Source organism: Anaerorhabdus sp. (genome assembly GCF_036641015.1).
Taxonomy (GTDB): domain Bacteria; phylum Bacillota_I; class Bacilli_A; order Erysipelotrichales; family Erysipelotrichaceae; genus Anaerorhabdus.
In genome coordinates this window covers 32,750-53,007 of record NZ_JAVWFO010000005.1, presented here as the reverse complement: position 1 = coordinate 53,007, position 20,258 = coordinate 32,750, and the positions used below count along the sequence as shown (strand labels likewise).

At 30.4% G+C, this 20,258-nt stretch carries 21 protein-coding genes; 14 read left to right on the top strand and 7 right to left on the bottom strand.

The window, feature by feature from the left end; genetic code table 11:
• Positions 1–115 precede the first annotated feature (115 nt).
• The 3 genes from RR430_RS01690 to thrC are packed head-to-tail and all read right to left on the bottom strand — an operon-like array spanning position 116 to position 2,914.
• Entirely contained in the window at positions 116–550 is a 435-nt protein-coding gene (locus RR430_RS01690) for an ACT domain-containing protein (RefSeq protein WP_332486433.1), read from the bottom strand.
• 1 nt (position 551) lies between these two features.
• Entirely contained in the window at positions 552–1,427 is an 876-nt protein-coding gene (thrB, locus tag RR430_RS01685) for a homoserine kinase (protein WP_332486435.1), read from the bottom strand.
• Positions 1,427–2,914 carry a threonine synthase gene (thrC, locus tag RR430_RS01680; protein WP_332486436.1) on the bottom strand — a complete coding sequence of 496 codons (1,488 nt, stop codon included), beginning with the start codon at positions 2,912–2,914 and terminating at the stop codon, positions 1,427–1,429. Before thrC ends, thrB begins: the two co-directional genes overlap by 1 nt.
• An 85-nt stretch (positions 2,915–2,999) precedes the next feature.
• Between thrC and RR430_RS01675 the strand changes: the two genes are divergently transcribed.
• Genes RR430_RS01675 through RR430_RS01665 form a run of 3 tightly spaced genes read left to right on the top strand, consistent with a single transcriptional unit; the run spans position 3,000 to position 6,450 of the window.
• Entirely contained in the window at positions 3,000–4,145 is a 1,146-nt protein-coding gene (locus RR430_RS01675; RefSeq protein WP_332486437.1) for a homoserine dehydrogenase, read from the top strand.
• Positions 4,146–4,147: 2 nt separating this feature from the next.
• Positions 4,148–5,455 (top strand): aspartate kinase, encoded by a 1,308-nt coding sequence (locus tag RR430_RS01670; protein WP_332486438.1) that lies wholly within the window; start codon positions 4,148–4,150, stop codon positions 5,453–5,455.
• 11 nt (positions 5,456–5,466) lie between these two features.
• Positions 5,467–6,450 carry an aspartate-semialdehyde dehydrogenase gene (locus RR430_RS01665; RefSeq protein ID WP_332486439.1) on the top strand — a complete coding sequence of 328 codons (984 nt, stop codon included), beginning with the start codon at positions 5,467–5,469 and terminating at the stop codon, positions 6,448–6,450.
• On the opposite strand, the gene RR430_RS01660 is transcribed toward RR430_RS01665, so the two are convergent.
• On the bottom strand, positions 6,439–6,933 hold the full coding sequence (locus RR430_RS01660; RefSeq protein ID WP_332486441.1) for a hypothetical protein: 495 nt from the start codon (positions 6,931–6,933) through the stop codon (positions 6,439–6,441). The genes RR430_RS01665 and RR430_RS01660 overlap by 12 nt on opposite strands.
• A 208-nt stretch (positions 6,934–7,141) precedes the next feature.
• Between RR430_RS01660 and RR430_RS01655 the strand changes: the two genes are divergently transcribed.
• The 7 genes from RR430_RS01655 (at position 7,142) to RR430_RS01625 (ending at position 13,105) form a co-directional block, all read left to right on the top strand.
• Positions 7,142–8,305: an ABC transporter substrate-binding protein gene (locus RR430_RS01655; RefSeq protein ID WP_332486443.1), complete on the top strand. Its 1,164-nt coding sequence runs from the start codon at positions 7,142–7,144 to the stop codon at positions 8,303–8,305.
• Positions 8,306–8,373: 68 nt separating this feature from the next.
• Positions 8,374–9,252 (top strand): branched-chain amino acid ABC transporter permease, encoded by an 879-nt coding sequence (locus tag RR430_RS01650; protein WP_442878258.1) that lies wholly within the window; start codon positions 8,374–8,376, stop codon positions 9,250–9,252.
• 9 nt (positions 9,253–9,261) lie between these two features.
• Positions 9,262–10,236 (top strand): branched-chain amino acid ABC transporter permease, encoded by a 975-nt coding sequence (locus RR430_RS01645; protein ID WP_332486446.1) that lies wholly within the window; start codon positions 9,262–9,264, stop codon positions 10,234–10,236.
• Positions 10,233–10,994: an ABC transporter ATP-binding protein gene (locus tag RR430_RS01640; protein ID WP_332486447.1), complete on the top strand. Its 762-nt coding sequence runs from the start codon at positions 10,233–10,235 to the stop codon at positions 10,992–10,994. The genes RR430_RS01645 and RR430_RS01640 overlap by 4 nt, the downstream gene beginning before the upstream one ends.
• Position 10,995: 1 nt before the next feature.
• Entirely contained in the window at positions 10,996–11,700 is a 705-nt protein-coding gene (locus RR430_RS01635; protein WP_332486449.1) for an ABC transporter ATP-binding protein, read from the top strand.
• 4 nt (positions 11,701–11,704) lie between these two features.
• Positions 11,705–12,355 (top strand): CBS domain-containing protein, encoded by a 651-nt coding sequence (locus RR430_RS01630; protein WP_332486451.1) that lies wholly within the window; start codon positions 11,705–11,707, stop codon positions 12,353–12,355.
• A 63-nt stretch (positions 12,356–12,418) separates the two neighbouring features.
• Positions 12,419–13,105 carry a hypothetical protein gene (locus RR430_RS01625; RefSeq protein WP_332486453.1) on the top strand — a complete coding sequence of 229 codons (687 nt, stop codon included), beginning with the start codon at positions 12,419–12,421 and terminating at the stop codon, positions 13,103–13,105.
• Positions 13,106–13,168: 63 nt separating this feature from the next.
• On the opposite strand, the gene RR430_RS01620 is transcribed toward RR430_RS01625, so the two are convergent.
• Positions 13,169–13,588: a GNAT family N-acetyltransferase gene (locus RR430_RS01620; protein WP_332486454.1), complete on the bottom strand. Its 420-nt coding sequence runs from the start codon at positions 13,586–13,588 to the stop codon at positions 13,169–13,171.
• A 66-nt stretch (positions 13,589–13,654) separates the two neighbouring features.
• On the opposite strand from RR430_RS01620, the gene RR430_RS01615 reads away from it, so the two are divergent.
• Positions 13,655–14,077 carry a hypothetical protein gene (locus RR430_RS01615; RefSeq protein ID WP_332486456.1) on the top strand — a complete coding sequence of 141 codons (423 nt, stop codon included), beginning with the start codon at positions 13,655–13,657 and terminating at the stop codon, positions 14,075–14,077.
• Between the two features lie 18 nt (positions 14,078–14,095).
• On the top strand, positions 14,096–15,388 hold the full coding sequence (locus tag RR430_RS01610) for an EAL domain-containing protein (RefSeq protein ID WP_332486458.1): 1,293 nt from the start codon (positions 14,096–14,098) through the stop codon (positions 15,386–15,388).
• Positions 15,389–15,400: 12 nt separating this feature from the next.
• On the opposite strand, the gene RR430_RS01605 is transcribed toward RR430_RS01610, so the two are convergent.
• Positions 15,401–16,687, bottom strand: a complete 1,287-nt coding sequence (locus RR430_RS01605; RefSeq protein WP_332486460.1) for a DUF308 domain-containing protein — start codon at positions 16,685–16,687, stop codon at positions 15,401–15,403.
• Between the two features lie 95 nt (positions 16,688–16,782).
• Between RR430_RS01605 and RR430_RS01600 the strand changes: the two genes are divergently transcribed.
• Complete coding sequence (locus tag RR430_RS01600) at positions 16,783–17,130, top strand: tRNA-binding protein (RefSeq protein WP_332486462.1); 348 nt, start codon at positions 16,783–16,785, stop codon at positions 17,128–17,130.
• A gap of 20 nt (positions 17,131–17,150) precedes the next feature.
• Here RR430_RS01600 and RR430_RS01595 read toward each other — a convergent pair whose 3' ends face one another.
• The gene (locus tag RR430_RS01595; RefSeq protein WP_332486464.1) at positions 17,151–18,335 is read right to left on the bottom strand and encodes an alanyl-tRNA editing protein; all 1,185 of its coding nucleotides are present in this window, start codon (positions 18,333–18,335) and stop codon (positions 17,151–17,153) included.
• Between the two features lie 342 nt (positions 18,336–18,677).
• On the opposite strand from RR430_RS01595, the gene RR430_RS01590 reads away from it, so the two are divergent.
• Positions 18,678–20,237: a GGDEF domain-containing protein gene (locus RR430_RS01590; protein ID WP_332486466.1), complete on the top strand. Its 1,560-nt coding sequence runs from the start codon at positions 18,678–18,680 to the stop codon at positions 20,235–20,237.
• The last annotated feature ends 21 nt before the right edge of the window (positions 20,238–20,258 follow it).

Sequence of the window (20,258 nt, the reverse complement as noted above, 5' to 3'; positions counted from 1 at the left end):
TGGTATTTAGATAAAAATAGATATTTATACAGGTTAAGCGATGTAAGTTTTAACTTCGAAAAAAATAACTAGGAAACATACAATTAATTAAAACTTAGTGAATTTATTTCATATATTATTCTAATGAGATTAATTTTGATTTTTTTACACCGTTTATACTTGATAATTCACTTACTAGTTGATCGATTTGAGTTGTAATGTTTGAGATATCTACTAGTAATGAACATGAAGCGACATCATTCAGTGGAATAGATTGATTAATGGATAAAACACTACAAGAGTGAATACTAATCATTTTTAATACTTCTGATAAGACACCCGGCTGATGGTTTAAAAGTAAATGTAATTCAGCTTTTCTACCAAACATATTGTTACTTAAATTAAATATATGATCTTTATACTTATAATAAGTACTTCTTGATATACCTATTTTTTTACATGCTTCCCTTATTCCAAGAGAAGGATTAGCTTCTACCATCATTCTGATATCTAAGACTTTTTCAAAATAATCAGGTAATACTTTAGAACTTACAATTAAATATTTTTCCATTTTATTCCTCTATATATGTTCCTTTATGATTAGGAACTAATTCAACTGTTTTCCATTTGTTTTTGCATAAAGATAATTTTGCATTAATTTCGTTAAGTGGAATATCTGATGTGAATAAAGCAATACAAGAAGGACCAGCACCGCTTATGGTGAATCCTACTGCTCCTAAATCGAAAACAATATCACTAAGTATATCAAATTCTTCGATTAATGTCTTTCTATAAGGAACGTGAATATAATCAGTAATACCGACATGTAACATCGCTTCATTACCGGTTTTAAATCCTTCAAGTAATAATAAAGTATTTTGAATATTTTTTATTGCTTTATCACGATCTACTTCATTTTTAAGGATTTCTCTGGCTTTACGTGTTTCAAGTTCGAAATCAGGTATTAATAATAAGAAACGGATTTTCTCATTAATTTCATATGAGATTGTATATAGATGGTTGTCTTCAAATTTTGATGCGATAAGTCCACCAAATAGACAAGGGATAACATTATCAGGATGTCCTTCAATTGTTGTGGCGATCTTTGCGAGTTCGTTATTGCTGTAGGGATGATTCAATACTTCGTTGGCAATTACACAACCTGCAATAATACAAGATGAGCTTGAACCTAAGCCTCTTGCGATAGGTATTGTACAATCAGCAATTAACTTAATTGGTATTACTTCTTTATTTTGCAGTGCAAATAATATTTTGTAGCTTCTAATTACTAAGTTATTATCAAGATTATAAGTGTCTAAAAATCCCATACACTCAAATTCATCTTGAATTGAATATGAAAATTTATTAAACATATTGAAACAAATTCCAAGTACATCAAAGCCTGGTCCTAGATTAGCACTAGTGGCAGGTACATATACAGTAGGCATTATTTTTTCATCCTTTCAGTAATGATATTTCTTAAATCATCTTGCTTAATAATTTTAGGGAATATAGTTGGTAGTGATAATAACTCCTCTAATGGTTTAGGAAGTTTTTCACTTGAGTAATTTTGAATAAATTTAATAGCTTCTTCTTCGCTATGATGACTATCTTCTATTAGTGCATTTACAACGTCAGGTGCAAATTTGAAACATGAAGCAGTACTTAATATTACTGTGTGTGTTTGATCGTTGGTATCGCTTAAATATTGTTGATAACAATCAATCGCAACGGCTGTATGAGTATCTATTATGCGATTGCAATCTTTTAATATTTTTTTAATTGCTTTTTTAGTTGAGTCATCATTTGAAGAGTAGGCAATAAAATCTTTTCTAACTTTTTCTAACTCAGTTTTATTTAGTTCATAAATACCAGTTGTTTGTAAATCAAACATTAATTTATTAACACGATTGGAATCATGATCACTACATTCAAATAAGAAGCGTTCTACATTACTGCTTACAAGGATGTCCATAGAAGGAGAGATAGTTTTGTGGAATTCTCTATTGCGATTGTATATACCTTTATTAATAAAGTCAGTTAAAACATTATTCTGGTTAGATGCACATATTAATTTGTTAATTGGAAGTCCTAATAACTTTGCGTAATATCCTGCAAGAATATTACCAAAATTTCCAGTGGGAACTACAAAGTTAATGGTATCATTCATCTCAATAGTTTTATTTTTGACTAATTGAATGTAGCTATAAAAGTAGTAAACAATTTGAGGGCAAAGTCTTCCAATATTAATACTATTTGCACTTGATAACTGAATATGTGACTCTTTGCAAATGTTATTAAATTTAATGTCGTTAAATACTTCTTTTACCATGCGTTGACAATCATCAAAGTTACCTTTAACTGCATATGTATACGTATTATTTCCATTGGTAGATAACATTTGTTTTTCTTGCATTTGTGATACCAATTGATTTGGATATAAGCATATTACCTTAATGCCGATATGATTTTTGAATCCTTCTAATGCTGCTTTTCCAGTATCACCTGAGGTAGCTGTTAAAATAAAGAAATCGTTCGTATTATTTTGTATTTTTTTTGATGTTAACATAAATAATGGCAGTATTTGTAAAGCCACATCTTTAAATGCTGATGTAGGTCCATGGTATAGTTCAAGTAAGGATGCATTATTTAAAGGATTAACTTTGACTACTTCATCTGTATCAAAGGTTGAAGTATAAGCTAAATTGATACATTTTTTTAACTCTTCTTGACTAAAGTCATCTGCAAATATACTTAAAATAACCAATGCCATTTCTTGATAACTAAGGTTTAATAAGGCATTTAAGTCGATTTTAGACTCATTTAGGGTTTTGGGTACAAATAATCCCCCGTGTTCACTAATACCTTGTAAAACGGCATTAGAAAAGCTACTAACTAGGTTATTATTTCGTGTGCTTGTGTAAAAGTTTGTCATAATTGCTCCTTGTCTTGTTAATAAACCTATGATACAATGTCCACCATATAAATACAAGTGTATTTTAGTGGGAGACATAACGGCTATGAAAATTGGAATACTAGGATATGGCAATGTTGGTAAAGGTGTTTGTGAAATTATTGAAAAGAATTTTGATGATATTGAAATAGTACATATTTGTGATCAAAGTGTAGATATAAGTTTGGATAAACGGTTTACGCAAGATAATAATGTGTTGCTTAATGGTATAGATGTTTTACTTGAAATGATAGTTAATGAAGAACCTGCTCATACAATTATTATGAATGCACTTAATTCGGGAATACATGTTATTACTTCCAATAAAGCAACAGTTGCTAAATATCTTGATGAGTTTATTGAGACTGCTAATAAAAATAATGTCCAGTTTAAATTTGAGGCAAGTGTTGGCGGAGGAATTCCTTGGATACAATCATTAATTAAAGCAAAAAGAATCGATAAGATTACTTCATGTAAAGGAATTCTGAATGGTACTACAAATTATATATTAGATAAAATGAATAAAAATCATTTATCATTTAATGATTGTTTAGCGGATGCACAGAAATTAGGTTATGCAGAAGCAAATCCAACTGCTGATATTGATGGATATGATGTACAACGAAAAATTATGATTTCATCAGCCATTGCATTTAGCGGTATTGTTCCGTATAAAGAATTTGATCGGCTTAGTTTAGCTAATATTCAATTAGAAGATATAGAGTATTTTAATAATAAGGAATTTACTATTAAATATGTTGGTTCGTCATTTATTAAAAATAAGTCAGTTTATGGAAGTGTTGAACCGGTATTGTTTAATAACAATCATATATTTACCAAAGTAGATAAGAATAATAATATAGTTGAACTAGTAGGTGATACGATTGGTACATTATCATTTGTTGGTCAAGGAGCAGGTAGATATCCTACTGCCAATGCAATGATACAAGATTTATTAGATATCAAAAATGGTTGTAATGATAATTTAGCGTTTGAGAATAAAATAGAAATGAACAAAGATGATATCATGTTTGAATATATTATATGTTCATCTCAACTATCATTAAATCAAGATGTGTTTGTCAGTGTTGAAAACTATAAAGGTAGAAACATTGCTTTAACAAAACCTATGACACCACAAGCGAGAAATGAATTAATGAGTATGTTAAAGGAATTAGATCAATACATTTTCTGTATTAGAAAAGAGGATTAATTATGATAGTAACTAAATTTGGGGGATCATCAGTATCATCTGCAGAACAATTTCGCAAGGTAAAAGATATAGTCCTTAGCAATCCTGAAAGATGTGTTGTTGTTACAAGTGCTGCAGGTAAACGTGTAAGTACTGATAATAAAATTACTGATTTACTTTATTTAATACATGCCCATATTCAATATTCAGCATCTTTTAAAGATTTGTTTTCTAGTGTATCTAATCGTTTTTTAAAAATCCAAGAAGAATTAGGATTAAAAACAAACATCGCAGTTGACCTAGAAGCATTGGAATTAGAACTAACTAAAAGTTGTCCGATTGATTATTTAGTATCACGTGGGGAATATTTAACGGGTATCTTACTGGCAGATTATTTGGGATATAAGTTTATTGATGCTAAGGATGTAATACTTTTTAATTATGATGGGACAATTAATTTTGAAAAAACAGAGATGTTGGTTAAAGATGCGTTGGAAGTGCATAAAAGAATTGTAATCCCAGGATTTTACGGTGCGTATTTAGATGGAACAATACATGTAATGAAACGTGGTGGTTCAGATATTACTGGAAGTATTCTTGCTAGAGTAATAAATGCAAGCGCATATGAAAATTGGACAGATGTATCAGGTATATTAATGGCAGATCCACATATCATTAATAATCCAAAACAAATAGAAAAGATTACTTATAGCGAACTTAGAGAATTATCTTATATGGGAGCAAACGTATTGCACGAAGATGCTATTTATCCAGTAAAGGATTCCAATATTCCTATTTTAATTTTGAATACCAACGATACGAGTTTTAAAGGAACAATGATTTGTGAGACAATTGAAAAAGATAACTCTATAAATATGATTACAGGAATAGCTGGTAAAAAAGATTTCACAGTAATAACTTTATATCGTCATAATGCATCAAATGAAGTTGGGTTATTAAGAAAGGCTTTAGAAGTATTTGAAAAGTATAAAGTTAATGTTGAACATGTGCCTAGTGGGATTGATAATTTTTCAATTGTAGTCTCTACAAAAATAATAGAAAAAGTTTTGTATGATATCGTTAGTGAGCTTGGTCAAGTTGTTCAATCAGAGAATATCAAGGTAACTAATAATTTATCTTTAATTGCAATAGTTGGTAGAAACATGGCAAAACATGTTGGGGTTTCTGGAGAATTATTTAAAACGCTTGGGGATAATTCGATTAATATTCGAATGATTGCTCAAGGAAGTGATGAAATTAATATTATTGTAGGTGTTGAAAATGAAGATTTTGAAAAAGCTATTCAAGTTCTTTATAAGACATTTGCATAGGAGGAAAAGAAATGAAAATTGGAATTCTTGGATGCACAGGTGCAGTTGGTCAACAAATGTTGCAATGTTTAAGTGAAAGAAATATTGAAGTTGAAGAATTAAGATTATTTGCAAGTCAAAGAAGTGTGGGAAGAATCTTTGAATTTAAAGATAAAAAGATTGTTGTTGAAGATATGGCTACAAAGCGGTTTGATAATTTGGATTATGTGTTAGGAGCTTTGGAAGCAGATCTATCGAAAGAAATAGCAGATGATGTAGTTAAAGCTGGAGCGATTTATATTGATAATAGTAGTGCGTTTAGACTGGATGACAATGTACCATTGGTTGTTCCAGAAGTTAACGGTAATGATGTATGTAATCATTCTGGCATTATTGCAAACCCAAATTGTTCTACAATCATAACAATGGTAGCGTGTAATGCGATAAACAAATTATCACCAATTAATAAAATGATTGTGTCTACATATCAAGCAGTGTCTGGTGCCGGTGTTAAAGGGATGCAAGAGTTAAATGAACAAATAAGAAGCTTAGGACATGGGCAGCCATGCGTAAATGAAATATTTAGTAAGCAAATTGCGTTTAACTGTATACCACAAATTGGTGCAGAACTTGAAAATGGATTTACGACAGAAGAAATGAAATTACAAAATGAATCTAGAAAAATATTACATAATCCTGAGTTAATTGTTAATTGTACTTGCGTTAGAGTTCCGGTAATGCGTTCTCATTCCATCTCGATTACTTGTAATTTAGATCAAGCAAAAGATTTAGAAGAAATAAAAAAAGCATTGATGAATGCTTGTGGAATTTCGTTAATGGATGTTCCAACGCCTCTTGATAGTAGCAATCAAGATTTAGTTTATGTTGGAAGAATTAGAAAAGATCCAATATTTGAAAATGGATTAACATTATGGTGTGTTGGTGACCAAATAAGAAAAGGTGCCGCAACCAATGCAATACAGATATTAGAGGAATGCGAAAAATTAATTAGTTAATTGTTCAATATCATTTTGTACAAAGCTAAGTAAGTCTTCGTTATCGATAAGACCTTCAATTGTCAATGAATAATTAATGTTATCATAACTCCAAGTTACAGTTTTCTTGTCGGTATCAGTAGTATTTATAAGAACTTCAGTTCCATTGTTAATAAAGAATTGTTCAGATTTATTTACCGCATCATAAATTCCATGCAGTGTATCATTTACTAATTTAGAAGCACGGTAAGTATAATGAATATCATTTAGCTCATATCCAATTTGAGCTATTTTTTTATTTATAATGGAGTAAGTAAGATTAGTAGCATTTTCAGGAGGAATGATAATAATATCTAGTTCATTCTTAAAATCATCCACAGATGTGACTGTAACATATGGATTTGCGATAGATAATTGATCAAAATTCTTTTCTGTTTTCTTTTTACATCCAGTGATGGATGTAAATAAACACATTGTTATTAATAATATGACTATTTTTTTCATGTAATCACCTTAATACAACTATAACTTATTTTTAGATTAGTTCAAGAAATAAGCATATATAAAGGGTTTGGTTACTATTTTTGAAACAAAATTAAAAAGTTTTCATAAAAAATGAAAGAAATTACAAAAATGTGTTGAAAATGTGAAATATATTTCATATAATAAGCGTATCTCATTTATAAGGGAGAGAAAGATCGAGGGAAAAGTTATGAAATTCAAACAACTAGTTAAAAGCGGTCTTGTTCTTGGTTTAGCGGCAACTTTAGTGGCATGCTCATCGGAGCCAGGGAAAGACACAGGCAACACAAACGGTACTACAGCAGATACAGGAGACACAATTGTACTTGGAGCATTAGGTCCATATGATGGTGATTATTCTGTTTATGGAATTGCTGTAAAAAATGGTATTGATTTAGCAATATCTGAGTATAATGAAGCTGGAAAAACGCTGCTGGGAAAAACTATAAAACTAGTTACATATGATACAAAGGGTGACAACACTGAAGCAACAAATGCATACAATAAGTTAATTGATAATGACAAAGCTGTTGCAATTGTTGGTGGTGTATTAAGTGGAGAATCAACTGCTGTTGGTTCAGCATCACAAGGTATTGGAACTCCAATTTTATCGCCTTCAGCAACTGCATTAGCATTTACTGAAACAGGTGATAATGCATTTAGAGGATGTTTCACTGATCCAATTCAAGCGAAAATGATGGCTGAATTTGCTTATGACACTTTAGGACATAAGACAGCAGCTGTAATTTATAACACTGGTTCTGATTATTCTGATGGATTAACAGAAAACTTCAAAGCAGCATTTGAAGCAAAAGGTGGACAAGTATTAGGTGTTGAAGGATACGCTGATGGCGATAAAGATTTCAACAGCCAATTAACAAAGATTAAAGAATTAAATGCTGATGTAATTTATATTCCAAATTACTATCAAGATATCGCATTAATTGCAAAACAAGCTCGTGCATTAGGTATTGAATCACAATTTATCGGTGGCGATGGTTGGGATGGAGTATTATCTGTAACTGATGATGCTTCAGTGTTAGAAGGTGCTGTATTCTGTAATCACTATTCTCCTGATGATGCAAACATTATTGCTTGGGCAGAAAAATATGAAGCTAAATATGGTATTGAACCAGCATCATTCGCATTCTTAGGATATGATTGTGCAAACCTAATGATTCAAGCTATTGAAGAAGCAGGTTCAACTGATTCAGCAGCTATCGTAGAAGCTCTAAAAAATATTAGTTTTGATGGGGTATTAGGACACCTTGAATTTGATGAAAATGGGGATCCAATTAAGGATTTAGCTTATATTACAATTAAAGATGGTAAATACACTTCTTATCAAAAATAAACATTAAATAAGAATGGAGGACCAGTTGGTTCTCCTTTCTTTTCTAACTTAGGGGGTACATAATGAATATTTCTCAATTTATACTACAATTAATAAATGGATTAAATCTTGGTAGTATCTACGCCTTAGTGGCGCTTGGATATACGATGGTATATGGGATTGCTAAATTAATTAACTTTGCTCATGGTGAAATTATCATGGTTGGCTCGTATACTGTTTTTGTTTGTACTACAATGATGGGAATGCCGATTTGGCTTTCGATTCCTATCTCTATAATAGTTTGTGCTTGTTTAGGTATGTTGATTGAAAAGATAGCATATAAACCTTTACGTAGTGCTCAACGTATCTATTTATTGATCACTGCAATTGGTGTGTCTTTCTTTTTACAAAGTGCATTCCAATTGATTTTTACTTCAAATTCAAAATCATTTCCGAATTTAATCACACTTCCACCATTGGTATTTGGTGATTTTTCTATTTCTGCAAATTATTATTTAACATTCTTAATTTCAGTAGGATTAATGATTATTTTAGATCGCTTTGTAAAATTAACAAAAACAGGTCGCGCTATGCGTGCGTGTAGTGAAGATCAAGGTGCTGCCCAATTAATGGGTATCAACATTAATAAAACTATATCCATTACTTTTGCAATTGGCTCGGCTTTAGCGGCAGTTGCAGGGATTTTATATAGTTCATCTTATCCACTTATTAACCCATATATGGGTTCTACTTTAGGAATAAAAGCATTCATTGCTGCTGTAGTAGGCGGTATTGGTATTATTCCAGGAGCTGTTTTAGGTGGTTTTATTTTGGGTATTATTGAAAGTTTAACAAAAGCATATATATCATCACAACTAACTGATGCAATAGTTTTTCTTGTGTTAATCATAGTACTTGTATTTAAACCTGCGGGATTACTTGGTAAAAACCGCAAAGAGAAAGTGTAGGTGATTAACGTGATTAAGAAATTAAAAGAAAATAAAAAATTACTTATTCTTTCTACTATAGTAGCAATCTTTGCAGTGTTTGGAGTAATTACAATTTTAACTAAGCAAGGAATTATTAATCGTTATTATTCAGGTATTTTATTATCTACATGTATAAATGTAATTTTAGTTGTTAGTTTGAATCTTACTACTGGCTTTTTGGGGCAATTGACATTGGGACATGCTGGGTTTATGGCGGTAGGTGCTTATGCATCAGCATATTGCACTAAAGTAGTATTTGCGTCACTTCCTGCTATTGTGAGTTTTCCTTTGTCTTTATTAATTGGAGGATCACTTGCATTAGTATTTGGAATAATTATTGGGTTTCCGACATTAAGATTACGTGGTGACTACTTAGCTATTATTACATTAGCTTTTGGCGAGGTTATTCGTACAATATTATTAAATTTAAATTTTATAGGTGGTGCAAAAGGGTATTCAGGTATACAAAGATATTCAACATTTGCATGGGCTTATTTCTTAGCGGTTGCGACTGTAATTATCATTGTTATGTTAATTAAATCTAGACATGGTCGTGCGATTATCTCTGTTAGAGAAGATGAAATTGCTGCTGAGGCAAGTGGTATTAATACAGCGAATTATAAGATACTAGCGTTTGTATTTGCGGCTTTCTTTGCAGGGATTGCCGGAGGGTTATATGCTCATTACATGGGTATTCTTGAGCCAAAAGCATTTACATTTAACAAATCAATTGAAATATTAGTAATGGTTGTTTTAGGTGGTATGGGTAATATTAAAGGAGCTATTATATCAGCTATTGTATTAACAATTCTTCCAGAATTATTACGTAGTGTTTCTGAATATCGAACAATGATTTATGCACTAGTTTTAATCATCATGATGTTGGCTAAAAATAGTCCATCATTCAAAGCTTTTCTACTTAAAATTAAAAGTTCATTATCTAGAAAGGAGACATCACAATGAGTGCAATTCTTGAGGTCAAAGGTTTAGGCATAAACTTTGGTGGATTACGTGCCGTGGATGACTTTAATTTAACAATTGAAGAAAATCAATTGTACGGATTAATTGGGCCTAATGGTGCGGGGAAAACCACAATCTTTAATTTGTTAACAGGTGTATATATACCAACAGATGGTGTGATTCAACTTGAAGGTACAAAATTAAATCGTAAAGTTCCAAGTAGTATTGCAAAACTAGGTATTGCACGTACATTTCAAAACATTAGATTATTTAGTGATTTAACAGTTTTAGAAAATGTAAAAATTGGGATGCATAATCAAGTAAATTATTCAATTTTCCAAGGTATATTTAGAACTCCAGCTTTTAAACATGATGAAGAATTTATTGAAAAAGAGTCAATGAAATTATTAGAAGTATTTAAATTACATACGTATGCAAACTATAAAGCATCTAATCTTCCTTATGGAAAACAACGTGAGTTAGAAATTGCTAGAGCGCTAGCGACTAATCCAAAGTTATTGTTGTTGGATGAACCAGCTGCTGGTATGAATCCACAAGAAACAAAAGAATTAATGGATACAATTAGACGAGTTCGCGATCAATTTAAAATCTCTATTTTATTAATTGAACATGATATGAAGTTAGTAATGGGTATATGCGAGAAAATTACGGTGTTGAATTATGGTACGGTGTTAGCAACTGGAACACCAACAGAAATTCAAAATAACAAACAAGTAATTAAGGCATATTTAGGTGATTAATATGTTGAAAATTGAAAATTTAAATGTCAAATATGGCATGATTGAAGCAATTAAAAATGTTTCTTTTGAAATTAATCAAGGTGAAATTGTTGCGCTAATCGGTGCGAATGGCGCAGGTAAGACAACAATATTACATGCAATCTCTGGTTTATTAAAGCCTGCAGGTGGTAAGATATGGTTAGAAGATAAAGAAATTAGTAAAGTAGCAGCAGATAAAATAGTGATGTTAGGTTTAGCACAAGTACCTGAAAGACGACGTGTGTTTGCAGAACAAACGGTTGAAGAAAACCTTGAATTGGGTGCTTTTACACGTAAAGATAAAGATGGTGTTGCGAAAGACTTAGAAATGATTTATACACGCTTTCCTAGATTAAGAGAGCGTAAGAAACAACTAGCAGGTACTTTATCGGGTGGTGAACAACAAATGTTAGCGATGGGTAGAGCATTAATGGCGAAACCTAAAATTCTGTTATTGGATGAGCCAAGCATGGGACTTGCACCGTTGCTAGTAAGAGAAATATTTTCAATCATTGAAGATATAAAAAATCAAGGAACTACTGTTCTTTTGGTAGAACAAAATGCTAAAATGGCATTAGGGATTGCTGATCGTGCTTATGTTCTTGAAACTGGCGAAATAGTATTAACAGGTAGTGGTCAAGAATTAGTAAGTAGTGAAGAAATCAAAAAGGCATATCTAGGAGGATAAACGTATGTATGTAAAAGACAGGATGACACAAGATCCATATTGCATTACTCAAGATACGGCAATTAGTAAGGCGTTAGATATCATGTCACAAAATGATTTCCACCGAATACCTGTTGTTGCGGATGGAAAACTTGTTGGTTTAGTTACGGAAGGGACAATCACAGCAAATACTCCAAGCCAAGCTACAAGTCTTTCTATTTACGAATTAAATTATTTACTTTCAAAAACAACTGTAAAAGATGTAATGATTAAGGATGTACAAACAATAGATCCGGATGCATTGCTTGAAGAAGCAGCGGTTAAAATGAGAAAAAATGATATTGGTTGTTTACCAGTAGTAAAAAATGCAAGCGTTGTAGGCATCATTACGCAAAATGATATCTTTGATGCTTTCGTAGATTTATTGGGCTATTACAATGGTGGGGCACGATATGTATTAGAAATATCGGAAGATCATCCAGGTATATTATCAAATATCACAGAGTTATTCTTTAACAAAAACGCAAACATAACAAATTTAGCAGTGTATCGTAAACCTGAACACATTGATGTAGTAATTAGAGCGAATAATGTTGATCATCATGTGATGGGTAAAATATTAAATGATGCAGGTTATAAAGTTGTTTCAACAATTGAAACATCAGAAAATGAATAGAATATAAAGAGGGAATAGTAATTTCCCTCTTTACTTGATATAATTTAGCACGGAGGAACTTGTATGAATTGGTATTTATTTATTTTATTAGTATTATTGGGTTTAGGAAGTTATGTGGGTTATTTCTTATTATTCCGTAGACAAATCATGAAATTAACAGCACTATTGTATCAAGATAATAATCCTGATGGATTTTTAGCAGAATTAGATAGCATTATGAGTAAGTTATTCTTTCCTAAAAAAATGCACGCAATGATGAAAATTGATGCATATTTAATGAAGGGCGATAAAGAAAAACTTAAAGAATTATTTGCTGCTATTAAAAACTATAAAATTCGTCCAGGTGATGAATTCTATGTTGAGCAAAAAGAAGTTGCTTTCTATGTAGAATTACAAGATGTTGATAACGCTACTGCGGCATATAATCGTATGATAGAAATTTATGACACATTTAAAGATAAAACAAATTATGAAGGTGTTATGAAAGAAACAGAATACACTTATGAGATTAACTTAAGACATAGTGGTAAATATGCAAACGAAATGATAGATCTTGCTAAAGCAGCTACATCTGATTTTAGTTCTGGTATTTATTATTATCGTGCAGCAAAATGTTATTATTACAAAAAAGAAAATCGTTTAATGAAAGAAGCATTATTAAAAGCACAACAAAAATTAAAAGGAACTTTCTATGATCAGTTAATAACTGATATTTTAGAAAAAGATGTAACTTTAATCGAAACAAAATAAAAAAAGGTTATTACGTGATAAAGAGTATAAAACTCAATCAAACGTAATAACTTTTTTTCTTTATTAAAATGTATGTCTCATATGAATGTGAGGGCAATATTCATCAAAATAAATATCACCAAATTCTTCATATCCCAATTTTAAGTAAAATTCTTTTGCTTGACATTGGGCACCTAATATAGTGGATGTAGCACCACGTTCTTTAGCTTTTTTTTCTAACTCTTGAATAATTTTAATACCATAACCTTTACCACGATAGGCTTCTAATACACATACTCTTCCAATAATGATGTCACCATCTTCATTGAATATTCTACCAGTAGCAAACGGTTTATTATCATCTAAAAATAATATATGTGTACAGTGATTATCTATTTCATCTTTATCTGTAGAAAATCCTTGTTCGCGAATAAACACGTCTTCTCTAACATACATTACATCATCATAATGATCTTTATTTTCGTAAAATTTAACTTCTATCATAAATTACCTCTCATTATATTTGAATTATATCAAAGTAAACGGTAAAATGATACTAGGTGGTTAACTATGGAAAATTTATTATTATATGTATTTGATATATTGGTTATTGGAATTGTTGCAGGATTATTGAATAATTCAAGCAAAGTGAAAATGAGAACTGATATGGGTTCTGGTAAAATTATTGCTTTAATATTTTCTGTTGTATCGTTATTTATGATGATTAAGGAAAGGTCGAGTTTCTTTTTTTATCAAGGTGCTCTAATATTGCTTATTGGTGTTGCGTATCTATTTATCAAAAGTGGATTTGCTGATGAGGGTATTGTAATAATGGGTAAACTCTATAAAAGAAATTTTATAGAAGAGTTACGATTAGAAACAGAAAATGAAGTGCTTAAAGTAACATTTAAGTATAAACATAGTTACAAAGTATTACTTATTCAAGAGAAAGATAGAAATGACGTTGCAAGGGAAGTAGCAAAACTAAAATAAGTAAGGGAGATGGCGTAAATGTTTGATATGCATAATGAAGAGTGGTTGAAACAGAAATATGATTCTATTGCGGAGAAAGATAGGACTAAGTATGCTTTTATCAGTCTAAAAATCAAACAGTTTCGACGTCTTAATATGAATTATGGAAGACAGTTTGTAGATCAGCTTATATACAAGGTTTACGAAGCGTTAGAGGAACATATCAAAGATACTGGATATGTTGCTCATTTGTCTAAAGGAGCCTTTAATATCATTGCAATAATCCCTCCTGGGGGAAGAGAAGATTTAGATCTATTTCCTTGGATTGTTGATATGGTTCAAGATACTTATAAATTAAAAGATCCTACTTATGCAAAAATTGTTTATTGCGGAGCAGGGGTATATTTATTAGAAGAAGAGCCAATTGATTTTTATATTGCCCAATATTACGCTGATATATGCCGTAGTGAATCAAAAGAAAGAGACTATGTTGTCTCACATGTTGAATTCTATGGAACAAGTTATCATGATTATCGTTTAAATGCTCAGGAATATCGTCAAAGACTTTCAGGGGCTTTAAAAGAGGGTCATATAAAGATGTATCTACAACCTAAAGTGAATTTAGTTACAGGTGAGATAAATCACGCTGAAGCGCTTATGCGATGGTTTGATCCTAATTTGGGGTTATTACCCATAAAAGAATATTTACCAATTTTTGAAGAATGTGGGCAAACCAATTTAGTTGATAATTATATATTTGAAAAAGCTTGTAAAGTTATCGCAAAGTGGAAAAAAGAATATAATACAGATATATGTATATCAGTAAATATATCTCGAAGTACATTTGATTATCCATATTTCTTAGAAGAGTTTGATACTATTTATCAAAAGTATAATTGTGATAAAAACAATCTAGAATTAGAACTTATTGAAAGTATCATTATGAATCAAATGGATAGAATTCAAAGTGTAGTTGAAATGATTAGAGAAGATGGTTATCAAGTATCTCTTGATGATTTCGGTAGTGGTTATTCATCATATAGTGTGGTATGTAATACACCTTTAAATTATTTGAAGATTGATCGCTCTATGTTTAGGGATCAACATAACAAACGTGAACAAATAATGTTACAGAACATTATTAAAACAGCACATGACTTAGATATGAAAGTAATTGCAGAAGGTATAGAATCAAATGATTATGCAGAAGAATTAAGATTAAAAGGATGTGACTATATTCAAGGATTCATATATTGTGAGCCAATACCAGTAGAAGAATTTGAAAATAGGTTTTTAATAAACAAAGAAAAAGTAGAATTTAAAAAAAACTAGTTTAGCAATATCCTAGTTTTTTTCTTGATAAATCTCAATTGTTTTAACAATTCCTTTTTCACGATGGTATTCTTGATTAAGAAAACTTATATAACTTCCAGGGGTAACGATACCACTTATTTTTATTAAGTCTAACTCTGGTGTACGAATAAGATAGTCAGCTATAAGAACGCAATTAGTGCTAAATACAAAATATGTTTTATATTTTCCTTGCGTAAATTTATACATTGTTGAATTACATGATTTATATACTCTTGATGCATAGTCGATACATAATGATTGATCTTCATTGTTCTCTTTTGCTAATTGCGCTTTACATTTCCAAGGAACAGTACGTGTCATTAAGGAATTTAAACGATTCCTGATTATAGCTTTTTGATCATCAGTCAAGCAAATCTTATATCCAATAATTGTTTTTTTATCACCATCAATAGCATTTTGAATAAAACCATTTCGTTCAGCAACGATTAAAACACCATCACCTAATGTTCCAAACAATTCTCTATTCAATGGATCGTGACATCCATATGAATATATTTTATTTTCAAAACATATATCTACATGACCAAGTGACTCGGGACCACTTTCTTTTAAATAAATAAATACTTCTAAGTCAGAAACAGCATCATGAGACGAGTCGGAAGTGACTTGGATTTTATTTTGTTTAATCATTTCTTTAATACTAAAGAAGAATCGTTGGGGAATCATGGCAGCAAGCAAAACAGGTGCAGAAATTGTTAGATGTCTTCTTACTTTATTTTTAGTAGTATCTGGTAACATGTCTTTTATTGTTTCGCTGACGCCTACTAAACTAGTGAAAATAAAATAGCATCCAGCAAATATCGATAAAATCCAAAGTTTCTCTCTAGGGGAAAGAATTAAAGCTAATCCAAAAGCAGTATCAATGCAACTTCTAATAAATATCCATGAAGCACCAGAAAGTGAATCTCTTCGGTAAACAATAAAATTAATAAACCCAATAATTGCATTAATTAATATATACCAACCAATAACAAAGTGGACGAACTTAAAGAAATTCATTGGAAGTACAAAAATGAATATCGCGAATCCAAAGCTAGATAACATAGGGAAATAATCATTAATAGATTTTGTCTTGCGTCCTTTTATAAATGTCCATAATTGAGATAATCCTAATAAAGTTAAACTAATGACTGTTAAAACATATAGAGCAATCCATACTGATTCATATCTAATAAAGAATAAAATACCTATACTTAAAAAGATTAGGTTAGTTATAATAGCTTGAATATGTTGTAATAAATTGCTTTTATTTTTCATAATACCTCACACAAGAGACATTTTAACCTTTTTCTAGATGGAAATAAAGTGTACATGATGATAAAATATAGAAAAGAAATAGGAGAGGTAAAAAAATGGCAGAAGTAAAACCTATTGTAACAATTGATGATATTGAAAAATTAGATGTACGTGTTGGAACAATTATTAATGTTGAGGACGTGCCTCGTTCTACAAGAATGGTAAAATTAACTGTTGATTTTGGTGAATTCACAAGAAATATTTTATGTGGATTTAAAACAGAAAGAGAAGATCCAACAGAAGTAATCGGTAAACAAGCAGTATTTATTGTAAATCTTGGACCAAAGAAAATTAGTGGCGAAGTATCCGAAGGAATGATCTTCGATATTGGATATCAAGATGGTATTAAGCCAGTGCTTGCAGTTCCAGAATTTCCTGTACCAAACGGATCTCGATTAGGTTAATGAAAATGAATGAAGTCAATTTAATTGGCTTCATTCATTTTATTTATTGTTTTGACACAAGTATCAACTAAAGAGCTTGTATATAATCCACCACCCTGTGAAATTGCAGGGTTTCCACCGCCCTTTAATTCATGTAGAATAGAAATCTTTTTAAATTCTTCATTAGCCATAATTGGTAATACTTTATTTTTAGCGACTACAACATGACATTTATCATCAAGTTTTAGAATAAAAATAATGCCTTTTTCATAATGTGCTGTTATTGTTGAACAAAGTTGTTGAAATGATTTAGTATCAATGTTTTCAAATTCTTTAAATATATATGTTTGAGGGGTATTAACGATTTCTTTGGCAAGTAAGTCAAAATATTTTTGCTTGTAATCATTTAATAATGTAGTTAATTCCTTTTTTTCCTGAAATATTTTTTGGATACTATCATTTATTTCTAATTGGCCTACTGCTAAAGAAATGCTAGCGTCATGAAATACATCATAGTGGCGTTGCATATAATCAAATAATTGTGAGCCAGCAACAAATTGTATTTTATAACCACGAGTTGTTTTTTCAAATCCTAAAAATTTAATGCCATGAATATAACGCAAACTTGGTACATGGATACAAGCGCATAAATCATAGTCAATATTTGGAATGATAACTGAACGTAGTTGAATATCCCAATCAAAGTCATCTCCATAATCTTCGATGACGTTTGCTTTAGCTTCTTCTTTAGTTGGATAGTTGATGATAATGGGGATATCCTTGATAATTGCATCGTTACAACGCTTTTCTATTTCATTAAGGATTTCTCGATTTAGAGTTGAAAATCCCATTTCAATTTCACTCTCTAACTCACCTGTTTTAAACATAATTGTTTTAGCATCATAGTCAGTATTCATCATTGTACACATTAAGTGTTGTGCAGAGTGTATTTGCGATTTGAAAAGGCGATAGTCTAAATCAACTCTGATATGGACAGGGTTAATTACTTCATTTGTTGTTACATGCCACACTTCGCCATCTTCTATATAAATATTTAATAGTTCCTGTTCATTAATCCATCCTCTATCACTTTCCATACCGCCAGACTTAACATAAAATAATGTGTCATCAAGTACAGTGTGATAAACTCCGTCAATTATTTTGTTTTTAATCACTGTAGTATCTAATTCAACCTCAAATAAATTATCATAGTGCTTGTTTAACATAAAATCACCTCTATATTCATTATAAAGATTAAGTAGTAAAAAACCAATGTATAAACCCTTAAATATTGATATTTACAATGAATATGTAAGTTTAATGGCGCTAGTATAAAGGATTTTGAATTTTGAGTAACTTTATCTATAGTTTTACTATTAATAAAATATAATAAAAAAATCTACCGCAAATCAAAATTTGAAGAATTAGTAGTACATTGGATTATCATTAGTTTTACTAATTATTAGATCACTAAAACATTTAACAAAGTAGAATCTATTCAAACTGCAATAATATGCTATAATTTGCTTAATAGTAGACGATATTGCGCAAAAGGCGGATAAGTTCAAATGAAAAGTATAGCACAAATAAAAATAGACATGGATGAAATTCTTAAGGTACGTTATAGTGATCCTGAGCAAGAAAAATCATTGTGCCTAGATTTACTAGAATGGGAAAAGAAAAATAATGATAATTATACTAGAGCTTTTGCGTATACGTATTTAGGTGATTATTACCTAAGTTTAAATTCGAGTGATCGAGATGAGTGTGTTTCATATTTAATGAAAGCACGTGAAATATCAAGTGATAATGACTATTATGATCTTTTAGTCCGTATCTATAACTCATTGGGGTTGTATTATAATTCAATTGCAGATGATCAAAGTGCTATAGAATATTATATCGAAGGAATTGCAATCAGTAGAAAAATAGAAGACAAAATAGATGAAGCATTGCTATTAAATAATATTGGATATAATTTAGTGAGACGACATGGATATAAACAAGCGTTGTTTTTTTATCGAATGGCTTATGATCTTTTGTATCCATTTGAAAAACCAAGTAATTTAATTGTTGTTTTGTTGAATAATCTTGCTACAGCATTAATTCTATTAAATGAATTAGAAGAAGCAAAGACACATATTATAACAGCTGAAGAGATGGATTTAGATGGACAAGAGATTTATATGTATTGTTGTCAAAATTGGTGTCAGTACTATGCTGCGAAAAAAGATGAAAAACAAGCGCTCTATTGGGTAGATAAAATGTTTGAACACGAGCAAAAAACAAATAGTAATAATTCAATGTTTGATATATATTTATTTATGTTTGATAGTATTATGCAGTTGCAAAATAAAGAATATGCAAAAAAAATATTGTTGCTTATGGAAAAAAGCACTACAAATCAATCGTTTTTACAACATCAAGAATTAGAAATACGAAGAATGCAATTTAGTATAAATTTTGAAGATAAAGATAAACAAGATATTTCATATAAACATTATGCGAAACATATACAAGAACTAGATGATATCCGAAACACAACAATAACAAAAGGACTAACAGAAGCAATAGATTATTTAAAAGTTAAAAGTGAAAAAGAATATCTAAATAATGAAAATAAATATTTAGATACCCAAATGAATATAGATGAACTAACCAAGGTATTTACGCGACATTATTTGGATGTATTAATGGAAAAATATACCAAAATAAATTTTAACTCAGTAGGCTTTATTATGTTTGATTTAGATTGTTTAAAAGAATATAACGATACTTATGGTCATGTTGATGGGGACTATGTACTACATTATATTGGGTCATTACTTAATCTTTATAAAAGGGAAGGTATCCATCCTTGTCGCTTTGGTGGCGATGAATTTGTTTGTTTGTGTATAAATTGTACAGATGATCAAATCGAAAATTATGTAAAAGAAATACGAAAAGACTTACATGATAGACATCTTCCACATCTAACATCAAGCTGTGCAAAAGAAGTAACTCTTTCCATAGGGTATTGTAATACTCAAAATAACAAAAACATGAATAAAATATTTGAATTAGCAGACCAAGCTCTTTACCAAGCAAAGCAAAAAGGAAGAAATACTTACTGTAAATTATTGGGGTAGGATTATTCTATCTATTTGAAA